The sequence below is a fragment of the Neoroseomonas marina genome (assembly GCF_012927745.1).
In the GTDB taxonomy this organism is placed as follows: domain Bacteria; phylum Pseudomonadota; class Alphaproteobacteria; order Acetobacterales; family Acetobacteraceae; genus Neoroseomonas; species Neoroseomonas marina.
In genome coordinates, this window is the sequence record NZ_JABBKX010000006.1 from 161033 (window position 1) to 178617 (window position 17585).

Sequence of the window (17585 nt, forward strand, 5' to 3'; positions counted from 1 at the left end):
GCTGTCCGTGAATGCCTTGAGGCCGTCCCGGCTCCGCCTGCTGGAGCCGGTCGCCGTCCTGTGGATCGCACTGATCGTCGCGCTGCTCGTCCTGGTGGCGGTGCCGCTGGGCAAGATGGTGGTGATCTCCTTCGAGACGCAGGAGACCGGCGAGTTCACCATCGCCAACTACCTGACCGCCTATGGCCGGCAGCGCTACCTCGATGCGCTGCGGAACTCGCTGCTGCTCGGGCTCTATTCGGCGGCGATCTCGACCGTGCTGGCGGTGCCGATGGCCTGGGCGGTGTCGCGCACGGACATGCCGGGCAAGACCTTCACCTGGGTGATGGTGCTCGCGGCCTTCATCATGCCGCCCTATCTCGGCGCCATCGGCTGGATCCTGCTCGCCGGGCCCAATGCCGGCTGGATCAACCAGGTCTGGCGCTGGGCGAGCGGGGCGGAAGCGCCGCTGGTGAACGTCTACACCTTCACCGGCCTCGCCTTCGTCATCGCGCTGCATTCCTTCCCGCTCGTCTTCATCTTCGTGAAGTCGGCGCTGGACCTCATCTCCTCCGAGATGGAGGACGCGGCGAACATCCTCGGCGGCGGGACCTGGGTGACGATGCGCAAGGTCACCCTGCCGCTGGTCTGGCCGTCCATCCTCGGCGGCTTCATCCTGATCTTCCTCGAGACCATCGCGCTGTTCGGCACCCCGGCGATCATCGGTATCCCCGCGCGGATCAACGTCGTCACCACGCAGCTGTGGCAGTTCTTCGAGGATCCGGTCCGCGTCGAGGTCGCGGCCGCCTATGCCATTCCGCTGCTGCTCATCACCGTCGCGCTGATCGCGGTGCAGAAGCTGATGCTGAACCGCAAGGGCTTCGTCTCCCAGACCGGCAAGGGCGGGGAGCGGCGGCAGGTGAAGCTCGGCCCCTGGCGCTGGGTGCTGTTCGCCTGGTGCCTGATGGTGGGCATGCTCTCGGTCGTGAAGCCGCTCGGCGTGCTGCTGCAGGCGTCATTCTCGCGCGCCTGGGGGCGGGGGCTGTCGTGGGACAACCTGACCTTCCGCAACTACCACCTGCTGCTGTTCGACCACGACATGGCGCCGCAGGCGGTGTGGAACACGATGTGGTTCTCGGCCGCCTCGGCGAGCCTCGCGATCGTGCTGGCGCTGCTGGTCGCCTACATCGTCGTGCGGCGGCTGATGCGCTTCGCCGATGCGCTCGGCTTCCTCGCCATGGCCCCCTTCGTCATCCCGGGCATCGTCATGGCGATCGGCTTCTATGCCGCCTATGCCGGGCCGCCGTTGTCGCTCTACGGGTCGGCTTTGCTCATCATCCTCGCCTTCACGGCGCGCTTCCTGCCGATCGCCTATGCCAACTCCCAGGCGGCGATCCGCGCGGTGCACCCCGAGATGGAGGAAGCCGCACGCATCCTCGGATCGGGACGGTTGCGGGCGATCCGCAGCATCACCGCACCCTTGCTCAAGACGTCCCTGCTCGGGGGCTGGCTGATCGTCTTCATCGTTGCCTCGCGCGAGCTCTCGGCCGCCATCTTCCTGGTCGGGCCGCGGACGCGGACCATGTCCGTGCTGCTCTACGACCTCAGCGAGCAGGGCAATTTCGAGGTCGTCTCCGCCTTCGGCGGCATCCTGCTGGTCATCACCCTCGTCATCGTCGGCATCGGCATGAAGCTGGTCGGCCGCGACTTCATGCTGCGGAGGGAATAGCGTGCCCCGCCTGACGCTCTCCGGCCTGACCAAGGCCTATGGCAAGCTGACCGTCGTCGACGGCGTCAACCTGACGCTCGAGGAAGGGGAATTCGTCTCGCTGCTCGGCCCGTCGGGCTGCGGCAAGACCACGACGCTGCGGATGATCGCGGGCTTCGTCGATCCCACGGGCGGGACGATCTCGGTGGACGGCAACGTGCTGTCCGCCCCCGGTGCCGTGGTGCCGCCCGAACGGCGCGGCATGTCCATGATCTTCCAGTCCTACGCCATCTGGCCGAACATGACGGTGGAGGAGAACGTCGCCTTCGGACTCAAGCTGCGGAAGCTGCCGCGGGAGGAGATCCGCCGCCGCACGGCCGAGATGCTGGAGGTGGTGAAGCTGAACCATCTGGCGCATCGCTACCCTGCGGAACTGTCGGGCGGCCAGCAGCAGCGCGTCGCGCTCGCTCGCGCCATCGTCGTGAAGCCGGCGGTCCTCCTGCTCGACGAGCCGCTCTCGAACCTCGACGCCAACCTGCGCGAGGAGATGCGCTTCGAGATCCGCCGCCTGCACGACGAGTTCCGCATCACCACGGTCTATGTCACCCATGATCAGGCGGAGGCCATGGCGACCTCCGACCGGATCGCCGTGATGAATGGCGGGCGGATCGAGCAGGTCGACGCGCCGCACCTGCTCTACACCAGGCCGCGCACGCGCTTCGTCGCGGGCTTCGTGGGGCGCACCAATCTGCTCGAGGCGCGGGCGGAGGGAGGCATGCTGCGCATCGACGGCCTCGCGCTCGCGCCCACGACGCAGGCCGATGGCCCCGCGCTGGTGTCGCTGCGGCCGCAGGCGATGACGATTCTCGACGCGCCGCCGACCGGCGATGGTCCCGCGCTCGAAGCCATGATCGTGGAACGCACCTATCTCGGCGAGGCGTGGGATTATGTCGTGACGCCCACTGGCAGCGCGCTGCGCCTCCGCGCCTCGGCACCGCCGCTCGCGGCCTATGAGGTCGGGAAGGCCGTGTGGGTCGAGATCGATCCGCGGCAGGTTGCTGTCGTGCAGTAGGCGGGGGGAGAAGGGAACTTCTCCCCCCGAACCCCCCTCAACCTTCTTTGGAACCAAAAAGACAAAGAAGGGAGGGGGTTCGGGGGAGGTTCCCCTCCCCCGACCTTCACCTTGCCCTGTTCGCGTAATCCCACGCCGTGAAGGTGAAATCCTGCTGCCCCCGCGCCTGCAGGTGGCAGGTGAAGCACGCGTTCAGTGGCGTGTCGCGCCGCGCGCCGGTCTGCGCGTCGAAACGGGCATACTCCCATTCGCCGTTGCGCTGCTCGGGCCCGTAGCCTTCGCCCCAGCCGCGCTCCTTCTGCTGCATCTCGATGCCGATGAAGGCGGGTTCCGGGATCATGCGCCCGGCGGCGTCGCGCAGCGGCACGCCCTGCGCGTCGACCCGCGCGCGCTGGTCGGCCATGATGATCATCGCGCCATAGGGCAGCGGCTGGCCCGGTGCGAGCGCCTCGAAGGCCTCGGGGTTGATGTAGATGTTGCGGATGATCTTGCGGTCGGGCTTGTCGACGGTCGCGTAGCGGATGAAGCGCGCCTGCCAGTCCGCCGGCAGGCTGATGTTCTGCGGTCCCGGCGTGTAGGGCCGCTGCTGGGCCGTCGCCGATGCGGCGAGGGCGGCGCCCAGAAGCGCCGTGGCCAGGATGGTGATGCGCATGACGGGATCCTCCCGGATCGCATCGGGCCTCGTTCCGGGTGCGGGATGCAAGACCTTCGATGCGGCGGCTAGGATGGGTGCCGGGAGGACCGCCGCGACATGACCGATGCCCTGCTGCTTGCCCTGGACCAGGGCACCACCAGCACGCGGACCATTGCCTTCGATGCGGCGTTGGTGCCGCGGGCCGCGGCACAGGAGGAACTGCCGCAGCATTTCCCTGCCCCGGGCTGGGTCGAGCACGAGCCGGAGGACATCTGGCGCGGCGTGGTCGCGACGCTGCGCGGGGCGCTCGAGCGCGCGGGCGGCGACGCCTCCCGCGTCGCAGGCATCGGGATCACCAACCAGCGCGAGACGACGTTGCTGTGGGACCGGGCGACGGGACGCTGCCTGCACCGTGCCATCGTCTGGCAGGACCGCCGCACCGCCGAGCATTGCGCCAGGCTGCGCGCCGAGGGTCTCGAGGACCTGATCACCGAGCGCACCGGCCTGCTGGCCGACCCTTATTTCTCCGGCACGAAGCTCGCCTGGCTGCTCGACCGCGTACCCGGCGCACGGGAGGCGGCTGAACGTGGCGACCTCGCCTTCGGCACGGTCGATTGCTTCGTGCTGTGGCGGCTGACCGGCGGCCGCGTCCATGCGACGGACGCCACCAACGCGGCGCGGACCATGCTGTTCGACATCCGGCGCGGCGATTGGGACCAGGATCTGCTCCGCCTGCTCCGGATTCCGCGAGCGATTCTGCCGGTGGTTCACGACTGTGCGAGCGATCTCGGGGTAACCGAGGCCAGGATCCTCGGAGGGCCGGTCCCGGTCCGCGGCATGGCGGGCGACCAGCAGGCGGCGACGCTCGGCCAGGCGTGCTTTTCGCCGGGCATGGTCAAGTCGACCTACGGCACCGGCTGCTTCGCACTGCTGAACACCGGGGCGGGACCGGTGGCCTCGCGCTCGCGCCTGCTGACCACCATCGCCTATCAGCTCGCCGGCCGGCGGACCTATGCGCTGGAGGGTGCGATCTTCGTGGCCGGCGCGGCGGTGCAATGGCTGCGCGACGGTCTCGGCATCATCGACCGCGCGTCGGAGGCCGGAGACCTGGCCGCCAAGGCGGATCCGGCGCAGCGCGTGGTCATGGTGCCGGCCTTCACCGGGCTCGGCGCGCCGCACTGGGATGCCGAGGCCCGGGCGGCGATCTTCGGCATGACGCGCGGGACCGGGCGGGCCGAGCTCTGTCGCGCGGCGCTCGAAGCGGTCGCCTTTCAAACCCGTGATCTGATCGAGGCGATGCGCGCCGACTGGCCCGGCGCCGCGGGGGAAACGGTCCTGCGCGTCGATGGCGGCATGACCGCATCCGACTGGACGATGCAGGCGCTGGCGGACGTGCTGGGCGCGGCCGTGGACCGGCCGCAGGTGCAGGAAACCACGGCGCTTGGGGCGGCCTACCTGGCGGGCCTTCAGGCGGGGCTGCTGCCCGAACCGGGCGCGGCCGGCGCCTCCCATTGGCGGCTCGAACGCCGCTTTCTGCCCGGCACCGGGTCGGCGGAGGCGGAGTTGCGATACGGGCTCTGGCGCAACGCGGTGCGGCGGACGCTGGGCGCGTTGGACGCATAGCGTTCAGGGCGCGGGCTCATACACGCCGCGGTTGAGAATATTCTCCCCGGCATGTGATTCGCTTCCGATTCCTTCGCGACTCTAACCCCGTCGTCCCAAGCGGCGCCCCTGTCGCCGCGGGCAGGAGTCGCTGACGATGATGATCCACGCCTGCACGCGTATGCTCGCGCGTCTCGGACGACGCGGCATCACCTCGGCCGAATACGCGATCCTGGCGAGCGGCCTGGTCGCCGTCATCGGCACGTCCGCGATCAACTACGGCGGCAACCTGACCGGCGCCTTCGGAGGCATCGGGACCGAGATCAGCCGGCAGACCAATGCCGTGCAGACAGCGACACGCAGCGGTGGATCGGGCGGCAGCATGTCGGGAGGCGGCGGCGCATCCTCGGGCGGCGATGCCGGCGCGGGCGGTTCGGCAGGGGCGGGAAGTGGCTCGGGCAGCGGTGGGACGACCGCCGGCGGTGGGACCGGTGGCGGCACGACGGGCGGGACGGGTGTCGGATCCGGCACCAGCGCCGGGACAGGGACCGGCAGCGGTTCGGGCAGCGGCACGACAGGCGGCGGTACGGCCTCCGGTGGCGCCGATGGCGGAAGCGGCACCTCCTCCGGCAGCGGCAGCGGAACCGGTTCGGGCAGCGCGTCCGCCGGTTCGGGTGGCGGCGGGTGCACCACCAATGGCAATGGCAATGGCAACGGAAACGGCAACGGGAACGGCAAGAAGAACACCTGCACCACCTGACGCACGCCCTCGCCCTGGCGCACGTCCCTTGGCAGGATGAACGCCGGCGGGTGACCAGGACGATGGGCATGGGTGGAAACAGGATGACGGTGCCGCGGGCCACGCGGGCATGACGGGTGGCATCTACGCCGCGCTCGGCGTGCGGCGGATCATCAACGGCTATGGCACCAATACGCGCCTCTCGGGCGGCCTCATGGCGCCGGAGGTGGTGGCCGCGATGGCCGAGGCCTCGCGCGCCTGCGTCGAGATGCATCACCTCCAGGCCGCGGCGTCGCGCGCCATCGCCGAGGCGACGGGTGCGGAGGCCGGAATCGTGACGTCGGGCGCGGCCGCCGCCCTGCTGCTCGGCGCTGCGTCCTGCATGGCGCGGCTCGACCCCGGCGCGATGAACCGCCTGCCCGAAACGGCCGGGATGCCCGACGAGTTCATCGTCATCCGCAGCCAGCGCAACATGTACGACCGCGCGCTGCGCGCCGCCGGCGGCCGCATGGTCGAGGTCGGCATCCCCGATCGCTATTCCGGCCCCGGCGTGCGGGATGCGAGCGCCGGCGAAGTCGCCGACGCCATCACCGATCGCACGGCGGCGATCTACTACCTGGCCGGCGATGCCGCCGAGCCGCCGCTGCCCGATATCGTCCGCGTCGCCCATGCCCGCGGCGTGCCGGTCCTGGTGGATGCCGCGGCGCAATTGCCGCCCGCGTCGAACCTCCGCCGCTTCATCGCCGAGGGCGTCGACCTGGTCTGCTTTTCCGGCGGCAAGGCGATCGGCGGGCCGCAGGCCTCGGGCATCCTCGCGGGGCGGCGGGACCTCGTCAGCAGCGCGCTGGCGCAGATGCTCGACCTCGACCTGCCCGAGGCGCAGTTCGTCGCACCTGCGGAATTCGCGCCGCTGAACCAGATGCGCTTCCTGCCGCATCACGGCATCGGCCGTTCCGGCAAGGCAGGGAAGGAGGAGATCGTCGGCCTGATCGTCGCGCTCCGTCGCTTCGTGGCCGAGGATCCCGCGCAGCGCACCGCGCGCTGGACGGCGCGCCTCGCCACCCTGCGCGACGCCGCGCCCGGTGCTGTGATGCTGCCCGACGGCGCCAAGCCCGGCCTGCCGCTGCTCGAGCTGCGCTTTCCCGACCGCGCGGCGGCGGAACGCGCCGACGCCACGCTGCGCGCGCGCGATCCGGCGGTGCATCTCGATGCCTCCCGCATCCGGCGCGGCGTACTGGTGGTGAACCCGATCGCGCTCGACGATGCCGACCTCCCGCTGCTCGCAGCGGCGCTGAAGGAATGCTGCGCATGAGTGACCTGTTCCTCGTCGGCAATGGCGCCGGTTTTTCCGGCGACCGCGTCGACGCGCCGATCCCCGTGGTGCGCGCGCTGGTGCAGCGCGGCCTGCCGGCGGCGATGTTCTTCGAATGCCTGGCCGAGCGGACCATCGCGCTCGCGCAGATCGAGAAGCGCCGCGATCCCGATGCGGGCTATGAGCCGATGCTCGAACGCCTGCTCGAACCGATCCTGGTCGACTGCGCGCGCGCGGGCATCCCGATCCTGGGGAATTTCGGCGCTGCGAACCCGATGGCCGCGGCGCGCTGCGTCGCGCGGCTGGCGCGGCGCCTCGGCATTCCGGAATTGCGCATCGGCGTCGTCACCGGCGACGACGTGTCCGGCACCGTCGACCTGTCGAAGCTCGCGGTGCACGAGGCCGATGCCGGGCTCGACATGTCCGCCTGGACGCTGGTCTCGGCCAACGCCTACATCGGCGCTGCACCGCTCGCCGAGGCGCTCGCGCGCGGCGCGCAGGTGGTGGTGGCGGGACGCACCTCCGACCCCTCCCTCGCCATCGCGCCGCTGATGCATCACTACGGCTGGGCGGAGGATGACTGGCAGGCGCTCGCGCTCGGCGCGGCCTGCGGGCACCTTCTGGAATGCGGGTCGCAGGTGACCGGCGGCGTCTTCTGGGATCCCGGCTTCAAGGACATTCCCGACCCCGCGAATATCGGCTTCCCCTATGCCGAGATCGGCCGCGACGGATCGCTCGTGGTTACCAAGCCCGCGGGCACCGGCGGCCTGGTGGACCTGCGCAGCGTGAAGGAACAGCTGCTGTATGAATTGCACGACCCGGCCGCCTACCTGACGCCGGACGTGGTCATGGACATCACCGGCGTGACGCTCGAACAGCAGGGCAGGGACCGCGTCGCGCTGCGCGGCGTGAAGGGTCATGCGCGGCCGGAACGGCTGAAGGTCACCGCCTGCTACGAAGGGTCATGGCTCGGCGAAGGCGAGGTCTCCGTCGCCGGCCCCAACGCGCTGGCCCGGGCGCGCGCGACCGCGGACGTGCTGCTGCAGCGCGTGAAGCAGCGCGGCCTGGGACGCCGCGCGCGCGCCGACCTGATCGGGATTTCAGCGGTGCACGATTCCGACGCCGGCGCGCTCTGGCGATCCTATGACGGGCCGGAGCCGCCCGAGATCCGGATCCGCCTCGCCGTCGAATCCGCGACGCGGGACGACGCCGACCAGGCCTCGCGCGAGGCGCTCGCCATGCTCTGCTGCGGCACCGCCGGGACCTCGGGTGCGCGCTGGCGCGTCACGCCGCGCATCCTGACGCGATCCTTCCTCGTGCCGCGCGAGATGGTCCCGACGGAAGTGACGGTGCGGGAGGCCCGGCTATGGAACTGATCGAAGTGCCGCTGCACGCGGTCGCGCATTCCCGCGCGGGGGACAAGGGCAATCGCGCCAATCTCTCGCTGATGCCCTACGACCCCGCGCTCTGGCCCGCGCTTGCCGAGCAGGTGACGGAGGCGCGAGTCCTCGCGCTGTTCGCGCACCGTGGCGCCACGCGCTGCACGCGCTACGACCTGCCGCTGATCCACGCCTTCAACTTCATCATCGACGATGCGCTGGAAGGCGGGGTGAACGGATCGCTCAACCTCGACGGCCACGGCAAGAGCCTGTCCTTCCGGCTGCTGTCGCTGACCGTGAAGGTGCCGGCGGACAAGCTGCCCCGGACCTGACTCAGGCCGCGCCGCCGGCATCCGGGCCGGCGGCGATCTCGAGGATCAGCTTGCGCCGGATGGCGTGGCCGAAGTCGCGGATGCTGTCGGCGACCTCGACGAAGGCGCCGGGCCCGCCGATCACCGCATCGCGGTAGTAGTCCGCCAGCCGCGCGCCGGGCCCGAGCACCCGCTCGACCTCGGGATCGCCCTCGACCGCCAGGCCATTGACGGTGATGCCGGCGGCGACCGCGCGATCGCGCGCCTCCTCGACGGGCGGGCCTTCGTTGTTGGGGCCGTCGCCGGACACGTCGATCACCCGCCGCGGCGCATCCCAGGCCGCCTGTGCGAAGAGGCGGCGCGAGAAGTCGATGCCGCGGGAGATGCAGGTGAGCGACCCGTTCGGGAAGGCCTCGGACGCCGCTTCGTCCGGCACGGGCAGCCAGGCGGTCGCCAGCGCGTCGCCCCAGGCCTCGGCGTCGCGACGGTCCGCGATCCGGGTCCAGGGCAGCACCAGCTTCTGGAAGCCGAGGCCGGCCCAGGCGACGGTGGCGATGGCAATGGCGCCGAGCGGGCCGGAGGCGATCGCATCCAGCACCTGCGGATGGGGCAGCGCACGCTGGTAGCCGCGCTGCTGCATCCGGGCTTCCTCGGCACTGATCGAGGCTGAGGCATCCACGGCGAGGACCAGCAGCAGGTCGACGCGGTCGTGCATCTCCGCCGGCCGCGCCGCTCCTGGAATCCACAACCTCGGCCGCTGCATGAGGATCCTCGCCCGCGCAGGGCCGGTCGCCCCGCACGCAAGACCCTAAGCCGCGGCCGTCGCCGCGCGGTCCGAAATTCTCACGAAATCGCGATGGTTGTGCGGCTCACCCCCCCGCCACCCCCTGGGTGTTCACGTACAGCGCGTAGAGCGACTGCGCGGCGGCCATGAAGAGCCGGTTCCGGTGCCGCCCGCCGAAGGCGACATTGGCGCAGCGCTCCGGCAGGTGGATATGGCCGATTGGCGCGCCGGCGCTGTTGAACACGCGGATGCCGTCGAAGGCCGGCGACATGCCCCAGCCGCACCAGAGGTTGCCGTCGATGTCGACGCGGAATCCGTCCGGCGTCTCGCCCGGCTGGCAGGCGATGAAGGTGCGGCGGTTGCGGATCGTCGCGCCATCCACGTCATAGGCAAGGATGTTGCGTGGCTCGGAGCGGCTCTCGACGATGTAGAGGATGCGCTCGTCCGGACTGAAGGCGAGGCCGTTCGGATGGTTGATGTCGTCGGCGACGAGGGTGATCTCGCCGGTCGTCCCATCCACCCGGTAGACATTCGTGTGCGGCAGTTCCGGCGCGGTCTTCTCGCCTTCGTAGAAGCCGTAGATGCCGAAGGGCGGATCGGTGAACCAGATCGACCCGTCGGACTTCACCACCACGTCGTTCGGGCTGTTCAGCCGCTTGCCCTGGAAGTGGCTGGCGATGACGGTGATGGCGCCGTCATGCTCGAAGCGCACCACGCGCCGCCCGCCATGCTCGCAGGCGATGATGCGGCCCTGCCGGTCGCGCGTGTGGCCGTTCGCGTTGTTCGACGGCTTGCGCCAGGCGGAGACGGCGCCCGTCTCCTCCTCCCATTTCAGCACGCGGTTGTTCGGGATGTCCGACCACAGCAGGCAGCGCGCATCGCCGAGCCAGACCGGCCCCTCGCCCCAGCGCGTGCCGTGATACAGGCGCTCCACCGCCGACAGCGGCAGCTGGTAGCGCTTGAAGGACGGGTCGAGCGCGACGATGGACGGGTCGGGGTAGCGCAGGCTCGGCTGCCAGCGCGTGTCGTCGGTCATGGGGCTTCCTCCGGTCGTTGCACCGGAGGATAGGCGGGATGGCACGGCGCGCGAAGGCGCCCGTCAGGCGCGTTCGAGCAGGCCGTGCCGCGCGAGCCTGCGGCAGAAATCCAGCGCGTTCTCGCCCAGCGCGGCCGGCGTCGCACCGTCCTCGAGCGCCTGGAGCCAATCGAGCTCCGCGGCCGAGAGTGTCTCGACGCCGCCATACCAGCGCAGCGCGGCGCCGCCCTCGGGCAGCGGGACGATCGCGTGGTGCATCGTCTCCGACAGGCGGAGCCGGTCGTCGGCGCCCGGCGGCGGCGTATGGAGCGCGCGGCCCGGCAGGGACATCCGGTCGCGCAGCACGCGATCGAGCGCGTTCACCGCCATCCGGTCCGCGACATCCGGCCGGTCCAGCACCTCGAGCGCGGCGGCGAGGCGGCTACGCAGCAGCGCCACGCCTTCGGGCTCGGCCAGGCGCCAGGTCGGGATCGCCGCGCGTAACGCGGGTTCCTCCGCCTCGAGCTCGCCGAGCAGGGCGCGCAGCACCTCGCCCAGGCCGGGTTCGAGCAGGCCGATCGTGATGTGCAGCGACGGCTCGGCGCCGGCCTGGACCATCGCCTCATGCATCACGCCGCGCGGCAGGTAGAGCGCATCGCCCGGCGCCATCACCAGCTCATGCGGCTCGCCCTCGGGCGTGGCGTTGTTGCGCCAGGGCGTGTGGCGGGTGGGCGCGGCGTAGGGGATCGCGTCCCACACCCGCCAGGCCTTGCGGCCGGAGACCTGCAGCACCAGCACGTCATGCGTGTCGAAATGCACGCGGAAGCCCTGCGCACCCGGCGGGGTGAGGTAGATGTTCGCCTGCACGCCGTGCAGGAAGGCCTTCTCCAGCCCACGGCAGAAACGCGCGAGCGGCGGGTGGATCTCATGGAACTGGGAGACGACGAGACTCGCGCCCTCGTCGTGGCGGGCCATCAGGCGCGGCAGGTCGACGCGGTCGCCGCCCTCCTCGATGTACTCCTCGATCGGAACGGCGGCGCTGCCCTTGCGCGCGCCGTCGGCCATCGACACGCGCGGCGTCCGTGCCGCGTCGGTGCGCAGGAAGGCGTCGAGGTCGCCGATCGACAGCAGCCCCGTGAAGCGGGCCGGATCGTTGCCCGGCATCAGGCGCCACGCGGTGCCTTCGCGCAGCGCCAGCCCGTCCTCGAGCGGCATGGTGCCGAAGGCGAGTGCCCAAACATCCTCGGCGAGTGTCGCTACCATCGTGATCCTCTGCCGCGCCCGGCGGCGTCGCGCGGGTCGCTGTCTGAAAAGCCGGTGCGCGGGCGGCCCCGGCCGGCGGCATCGTTGGGGTCGCTGTCGGAATAGCCGGTGCGGGGCCGGCCACGCCCGGCGGCGTCGCGCGGGTCGCTGTCGGAATACCCGGTCCGCGGCCGGCCGCGGCCCGCCGCATCGCGCGGGTCGCTGTCGGAAACCCCGGTGCGCGGTCTGCCGCGCCCTGCCGCGTCGCGCGGATCGCTGTCGGAGTACCCGGTGCGCGGACGGCCGTATCCCGCCGGATCGCGCGGATCGCCGTCGGACAGGCCGGTGCGACCCTGAGCGACCGCGGCGGCGGGAACCAGACCCGCGGACGTGCCGATCACCACCAGCCGGCGCGTCAGCCGGCCTCGACGGGCTTCGTCATCCGCGACCATGGCCCATGCGCCGTCAGCGCCAGCCGCGGCCGCGGCCGGGCGCATCGCCCGGGTCGTTGTCGGTCACGCCGCGCTGGCGATAGCCGCCACGGCCGCGACCCGGCCCGTCGCTGGGGTCGGCGTCGGTGATGCCGGTGCCGCGCTGGCGCCAGCCCGTGCCGTAGCCCGACGGGTCGCGCGGGTCGCCGTCGTTGATGCCGGTATAGGCGCGCCCCTGCGGCGCGGCGCGATAGCCGCGGCCCTGTCCGGCGCCGTCGCCGGGATCGTTGTCCGTGATGCCGGTGCGGGGTGCGCCGCGATAGCCGCGGCCCTGTCCGGCGCCGTCGCCGGGATCATTGTCGGTGATGCCGGTCCGCGGGCGATAGCCGCCGCGGCCATAGCCCGGCCCGTCGCCGGGATCGGAATCGGTGATGCCGGTGCGGTACTGGACGGGCGTCGGTTCCAGCGCTTCTGCAGCGCGCGTGGCCGTCGCGGTCGCGCCCCCTGCGACCGCGAGGACGAGGAGGCGCCGGCCGAGGCTGCGTGAGGGCGCCGGGCCGTCCGCCTGCGGCGCGTCGGGCGCACCCTTGGTGTCGTCACGTTCGGTCATCGGCGTCGCTCTCCTTCCCCCAGGCGCATCATCCTGCGGAGAGCGGCCCTACGGCAAGATTGCGCCACGCATGCTGCGTGCGCCGGGTCACTACCAGCCGCGGCCGCGCCCCGGCGCGTCGCGCGGGTCGCTGTCCGAGACCTGACGGCGGGAACTGCCACGGCCCTGCCCGGGTCCGTCGCCGGGGTCGGCGTCGGTGTAGCCAGTGCGGACGGGGCCCCGGTATCCGCCACGACCCTGGCCGGGCCCGTCGCCCGGATCGGCGTCGGTGTAGCCGGTGCGCGCGGGGCCGCGGTATCCGCCGCGCCCCTGGCCAGGTCCGTCGCCCGGATCGGCGTCGGTGTAGCCGGTGCGCGCGGGGCCACGGTATCCGCCGCGCCCCTGGCCAGGTCCGTCGCCCGGATCGGCGTCGGTGTAGCCGGTGCGCGCGGGGCCGCGATATCCGCCGCGGCCCATGCCCGGTCCATCGGCCGGATCGGCATCCGTGATGCCGGTGCCGCGCGGTGCGTAGACCGGCTGGGGCGCGACGACGCACCCCGCCAGCGCCGGCGCCGCGGCGCCCACCGAGGCAAGCTTCAGCACCAGCATGCGGCGCTTCAGGCGCGGCGCGCCGTCATTCTCATCCATGCCGCGTCCTTCCCCGATACGCCCGCCGCCATACTTCCCGCGCCACGGTGCCGGCGCAACCGGTCATCGCGCGCGATTGCCCCTTCACGGCGGATGCCGCACTGACGCAGACTTTACGGCTCAGGGAAACGATCCGGACCACGCCATGATCAATCGCCGCACACTTCTCGCCGCCACGGCCGGGCTTGGCCTCGCCCCTGGCCTGGCCGGGGCGCAGCAGCGCTTCGCCAGCATCTACATGTTCGTGCCGGCCAATCCGGGCGGCGGGTGGGACGGCCTCGGCCGGGCCATCGAACAGGCAGCCCGCCAGGCCGGGCTGGTCGGGTCCTTCCAATTCGAGAATGTCGGCGGCGCCGGCGGCACGGTCGGCCTGCCGCGGTTCCTGGCGCAGCGGCGCGGGCGCGCGGATGCGCTGATGGTCTCGGGTTCGGTGATGGTCGGCGCCACCTTGACCAACAAGACGCCGGTGTCCCTGCAGAACACCGTGCCGATCGCGCGCATGACGGACGAGGCCGGCGTCATCATCGTGCCGGCCAACAGCCCGATCCAGAACATCGGCCAGTTCGCGGATGCGCTGAAGGCGAATCCGCGCGGCGTCTCGGTGGCCGGCGGCAGCGCCGGCGGCACCGACCACATCGTCCTGGGGCTGATGCTGCAGAAGCTCGGCCGCCAGCCGCGCGAGGCCTCCTTCGTCGCCTTCCCCGGCGGCGGGCCGGCCCAGGCCGCGATCCTCGGCGGACAGGTCACCGCGGGCATCTCCGGCTGGTCCGAATTCTCCGAACAGATCAAGGCGGGCCGCGTGCGCGCCCTGGCGACGACCGGCGAACGCCGCATCGACCCCGCCGTGCCGACGCTCAAGGAAAGCGGCATCGACGTCGTCGCGACCAACTGGCGCGGCGTGTTCGGCGCCCCCGGCATCAACCCGAATCAGCGCCAGGCGCTGGTCGACCTGATGACCGCGATCCATGCCAGCGAAGGCTGGCGCCGCATCCTCGAGGATCGCGGCTGGGACGACGCCTTCCTGACCGGCACGCCCTTCGAGGAATTCCTCGCCCGCGACCGCGCGGACACCGAAGGCGTGCTCAAGGACCTCGGCCTCGCCTGACCGGAGGAGTGACGGCATGAAGCCCGGTGCGGCTCCCGACCTCGCCGTCGGCCTCGGCGTGGTGGTGCTCGGCATCCTCGCGGCCTGGCTGACCTGGGTCATTCCGGTCACCCCGGTCTATGCGGTGGTCGGGCCGAAGCTGGTGCCCGCGGTGATCGCCGCGGCGCTGGTGGTGCTCGGGCTGATGCTCACCGTCGCCGCGCTGCGCGGTGGCTGGAGTGCCGACCTGCCCGAGGTGGCCGAGGCGGGGCCGCCGAACCTGCTCGCCCTCGCCTGGCTGGGCGGCGGCATGCTGCTGAACCTGGTGCTGATCGAACCGCTGGGCTTCTCGATCGCGGCGGCGATCCAGTTCGTCTGCACGGCGCGGGCCTTCGGCAGCACCTCGATGCTGCGGGACGCGGCGATCGCGCTCGCCGTGTCGCTCGCGGCCTTCTTCCTCTTCGTGGAGGCGCTCGGCGTGAACATCGGCGCCGGGCTGCTGGAGGGCGCGATCCTGCGCCTGCTGGGTCAGGAGGTGCCGTGAGGGCGTTCCGTTTCGTCACCGTCGACGTCTTCACCGAGACGCGCTTCGGCGGGAACCAACTGGCCGTCTTCCCCGATGCGCGCGGGCTGACGGATGCCGAGATGCAGGCGCTCGCCGCCGAGTTCAACCTGAGCGAGACGACCTTCGTCCTGCCGCCGGAGAACCCGCAGAACTCGGCGCGGGTGCGCATCTTCAACCGGGTGCGGGAGATGGGCTTCGCCGGGCATCCGAATGTCGGGACGGCCTATGTCCTCGGCCGCGCGGACGAGGAGAGCCCACGCACCTACCGGTTCGAGGAACCGGCCGGCCTCGTCGAGGTGACGCTGCTGCGCGACGCGTCGGGCCGGGTGACGGGCGCCGAGGTCGCGGCCCCCCAGCCGCTCGCGATCGGGGCGACGCTGCCGGTGGCGCTCGCCGCGGCCTGTGCCGGCATTCCGGAAACCGCGATCGTCACCGCGCGCCACCAGCCGACGCTCGCCGCCGATGGCGGCAACCAGCGCCTGCTGACGGAGGTGACGCCCGAGGGTCTGGCCGCGGCCTCGCCCGATCTGGGCGCGTTCCGCCGTGCCGTCGCCGAGCATCCGGAGGCAACGCGCGGTTTCCTCTCGCTCTACATCTACTGCCGCGACGGGGCGGAGGTGCGGACGCGCATGTTCTCGCCGCTGGTCGGCACCTGGGAGGATGCGGCGACGGGCAGTGCCGCGACGCCGCTGGCGGGCTTCCTGCTGCATCTCGACGGCGCCGATGACGGCGCCTGGCGGATGCTGCAGGGCGTCGAGATGGGACGTCCGAGCGTGATGCTCGCCCGTGCGCGCCGCCGCCCCGAAGGCATCCGCGCCTGGGTCGGCGGCAGCAGCGTCCCGGTCCTGCGGGGCGAGGCCGTGCTGTGACGTTGCATTGCCTGATGCGGATCGCCGGAGGCGATCCGCCCTGACAGAAAAGGGAGGGGGTGCGGGGGAGGTTCATCCTCCCCCGCATCTTCTTCGTCCTTCGCGAAGGTCGACTGCATGGATTCGCTCTCGGGCCTGGCCCTCGGCTTCGGCAATGCCTTCTCCCTGGTGAACCTTGCCTGGGCGTTGCTCGGGTGTTTCCTGGGGACGGCCGTCGGCGTGCTGCCCGGCATCGGGCCTGCGCTGACCATCGCGCTGCTGCTGCCGATCACCTTCAGCGTGAACGCGACCGGGGCCTTCATCCTGTTCTGCGGCGTCTTCTACGGGGCGATGTACGGCGGTTCGACGACCTCGATCCTGCTCAACACGCCGGGCGAGAGCGGGTCGATCATCACCGCGCTGGAGGGGGCCAAGATGGCCCGCAACGGGCGCGCGGGGCCGGCGCTGGCGACCTCCGCGATCGGGTCCTTCGTCGCGGGCACGGTGGGTACGCTCGGCATCGCCTTCCTCGGGCCGGTGATCGTGGAATGGGCACTGGTGCTGGGGCCGGCGGAATACTTCACGCTGATGGTGCTGTGCTTCGTCACCGTCTCTGCGGTGCTGGGGTCCTCGGCGCTGCGCGGCCTGACCTCGCTGTTCTTCGGGCTGCTGCTGGGGCTGGTCGGGATCGACCTGCAGACGGGCCAGCCGCGGCTGACCTTCGGTGTGCCGGAGCTGCTCGACGGCGTGAACGTGGTGCTGGTGGCGGTCGCGCTGTTCGCGGTCGGCGAGGCGCTCTACATGGCCTGGCACCATCATGCCGGGAAGCAGGAGGTCCTCGAGGTCGGGCGGCTGATGCTGTCGAAGGAGGACCTGAAGCGGTCCTTCTGGCCCTGGATCCGCGGGGCCGGCCTCGGCTTTCCCTTCGGCGTGCTGCCGGCCGGCGGCACCGAGATGCCGACCATGCTGTCCTATTACGCCGAGCGGAAGCTGGTGGACCCGAAATACGCCCCGGAGTTCGGCACGACCGGCGCCATCGAGGGCGTGGCCGGGCCCGAGGCCGCCAACAACGCCGCGGCCGCGGGCATCCTGGTGCCGATGCTGACGCTCGGCATCCCGACCAGCGCGACGGCGGCGATCATGCTGTCCGCCTTCCAGTCCTACGGCATCAATCCCGGGCCGCTGCTGTTCACCCAGCAGGCGGAGCTGGTCTGGACGCTGATCGCGTCCCTGTTCATCGCCAACGTGATGCTGGTGGTGCTGAACCTGCCGCTGGTGGGGCTCTGGGTGCGGATCCTGAAGATCCCGGTGCCGCAGCTCTATGCCGGCATCCTCGTTTTCGCGACGATCGGGACCTATGGCATCTCGAACAGCGTCATCGACCTGGTGATCCTCTACGCGCTCGGCGTGGTGGCGATGTTCATGCGACGCTTCGACTTCCCCGTGGCACCCGTGGTGATCGGCATGATCCTGGGGCCGATGGCGGAGCAGGCGCTGCGCCAGGCCCTGACGATCAGCCAGGGCGACTGGACGGTGTTCGTAACGCGGCCGGGCAGCGCGCTGATCCTCGGCCTTGCCCTGGTGGCGCTGGTCGGGCCGAAGCTCTACGGCGCCTGGACGGCGCGCCGCGCCTGAGGCAAGCG

18 protein-coding genes are annotated in these 17585 nt (G+C 71.4%); 11 read left to right on the forward strand and 7 right to left on the reverse strand.

Features of this window, described 5'->3' with window-relative positions; genetic code table 11:
* Positions 1–7 precede the first annotated feature (7 nt).
* Together GWK16_RS17425 and GWK16_RS17430 are read left to right on the forward strand one after the other, a co-directional pair.
* Positions 8–1708 (forward strand): ABC transporter permease, encoded by a 1701-nt coding sequence (locus GWK16_RS17425; RefSeq protein WP_338144501.1) that lies wholly within the window; start codon positions 8–10, stop codon positions 1706–1708.
* Position 1709: 1 nt separating this feature from the next.
* A complete protein-coding gene (locus GWK16_RS17430) occupies positions 1710–2759 on the forward strand; it encodes an ATP-binding cassette domain-containing protein (RefSeq protein WP_170055258.1) in 1050 nt (349 codons plus the stop codon).
* Positions 2760–2865: 106 nt separating this feature from the next.
* On the opposite strand, the gene GWK16_RS17435 is transcribed toward GWK16_RS17430, so the two are convergent.
* Positions 2866–3411, reverse strand: a complete 546-nt coding sequence (locus GWK16_RS17435) for a cytochrome P460 family protein (protein ID WP_170055259.1) — start codon at positions 3409–3411, stop codon at positions 2866–2868.
* Between the two features lie 99 nt (positions 3412–3510).
* Here GWK16_RS17435 and glpK point away from each other — a divergent pair, with 99 nt between their 5' ends.
* The 5 genes from glpK to GWK16_RS17460 all read left to right on the forward strand — a co-directional run bounded on the left by glpK (position 3511) and on the right by GWK16_RS17460 (position 8757).
* A complete protein-coding gene (glpK, locus tag GWK16_RS17440) occupies positions 3511–5016 on the forward strand; it encodes a glycerol kinase GlpK (protein ID WP_170055260.1) in 1506 nt (501 codons plus the stop codon).
* Between the two features lie 136 nt (positions 5017–5152).
* Complete coding sequence (locus tag GWK16_RS17445) at positions 5153–5755, forward strand: hypothetical protein (protein ID WP_170055261.1); 603 nt, start codon at positions 5153–5155, stop codon at positions 5753–5755.
* Positions 5756–5864: 109 nt separating this feature from the next.
* Complete coding sequence (locus GWK16_RS17450) at positions 5865–7046, forward strand: aminotransferase class V-fold PLP-dependent enzyme (RefSeq protein WP_170055262.1); 1182 nt, start codon at positions 5865–5867, stop codon at positions 7044–7046.
* Complete coding sequence (locus tag GWK16_RS17455) at positions 7043–8422, forward strand: acyclic terpene utilization AtuA family protein (protein WP_170055263.1); 1380 nt, start codon at positions 7043–7045, stop codon at positions 8420–8422. Before GWK16_RS17450 ends, GWK16_RS17455 begins: the two co-directional genes overlap by 4 nt.
* Positions 8413–8757, forward strand: a complete 345-nt coding sequence (locus tag GWK16_RS17460; RefSeq protein ID WP_170055264.1) for an AtuA-related protein — start codon at positions 8413–8415, stop codon at positions 8755–8757. The genes GWK16_RS17455 and GWK16_RS17460 overlap by 10 nt, the downstream gene beginning before the upstream one ends.
* Before the next feature lies 1 nt (position 8758).
* On the opposite strand, the gene GWK16_RS17465 is transcribed toward GWK16_RS17460, so the two are convergent.
* The 6 genes from GWK16_RS17465 to GWK16_RS17490 form a co-directional block, all read right to left on the reverse strand.
* A complete protein-coding gene (locus GWK16_RS17465) occupies positions 8759–9451 on the reverse strand; it encodes a DUF1194 domain-containing protein (RefSeq protein WP_170055265.1) in 693 nt (230 codons plus the stop codon).
* Between the two features lie 154 nt (positions 9452–9605).
* The gene (locus GWK16_RS17470) at positions 9606–10556 is read right to left on the reverse strand and encodes an SMP-30/gluconolactonase/LRE family protein (protein ID WP_170055266.1); all 951 of its coding nucleotides are present in this window, start codon (positions 10554–10556) and stop codon (positions 9606–9608) included.
* Positions 10557–10619: 63 nt separating this feature from the next.
* On the reverse strand, positions 10620–11798 hold the full coding sequence (locus GWK16_RS17475) for a cupin domain-containing protein (protein WP_170055267.1): 1179 nt from the start codon (positions 11796–11798) through the stop codon (positions 10620–10622).
* Entirely contained in the window at positions 11792–12229 is a 438-nt protein-coding gene (locus GWK16_RS17480) for a hypothetical protein (protein WP_170055268.1), read from the reverse strand. Before GWK16_RS17480 ends, GWK16_RS17475 begins: the two co-directional genes overlap by 7 nt.
* 13 nt (positions 12230–12242) lie before the next feature.
* Positions 12243–12818: a hypothetical protein gene (locus GWK16_RS17485; protein WP_170055269.1), complete on the reverse strand. Its 576-nt coding sequence runs from the start codon at positions 12816–12818 to the stop codon at positions 12243–12245.
* A 90-nt stretch (positions 12819–12908) separates the two neighbouring features.
* Positions 12909–13445: a hypothetical protein gene (locus GWK16_RS17490; RefSeq protein ID WP_170055270.1), complete on the reverse strand. Its 537-nt coding sequence runs from the start codon at positions 13443–13445 to the stop codon at positions 12909–12911.
* 145 nt (positions 13446–13590) lie between these two features.
* Between GWK16_RS17490 and GWK16_RS17495 the strand changes: the two genes are divergently transcribed.
* The 4 genes from GWK16_RS17495 (at position 13591) to GWK16_RS17510 (ending at position 17577) form a co-directional block, all read left to right on the forward strand.
* Positions 13591–14550, forward strand: coding sequence for a Bug family tripartite tricarboxylate transporter substrate binding protein (locus GWK16_RS17495; RefSeq protein WP_170055271.1), 960 nt, complete (start codon positions 13591–13593; stop codon positions 14548–14550).
* A 16-nt stretch (positions 14551–14566) separates the two neighbouring features.
* Positions 14567–15073 (forward strand): tripartite tricarboxylate transporter TctB family protein, encoded by a 507-nt coding sequence (locus tag GWK16_RS17500; protein WP_170055272.1) that lies wholly within the window; start codon positions 14567–14569, stop codon positions 15071–15073.
* Positions 15070–15963, forward strand: coding sequence for a PhzF family phenazine biosynthesis isomerase (locus GWK16_RS17505; RefSeq protein ID WP_170055273.1), 894 nt, complete (start codon positions 15070–15072; stop codon positions 15961–15963). Before GWK16_RS17500 ends, GWK16_RS17505 begins: the two co-directional genes overlap by 4 nt.
* A 117-nt stretch (positions 15964–16080) precedes the next feature.
* The gene (locus tag GWK16_RS17510) at positions 16081–17577 is read left to right on the forward strand and encodes a tripartite tricarboxylate transporter permease (RefSeq protein ID WP_170055274.1); all 1497 of its coding nucleotides are present in this window, start codon (positions 16081–16083) and stop codon (positions 17575–17577) included.
* Positions 17578–17585: the final 8 nt, after the last annotated feature.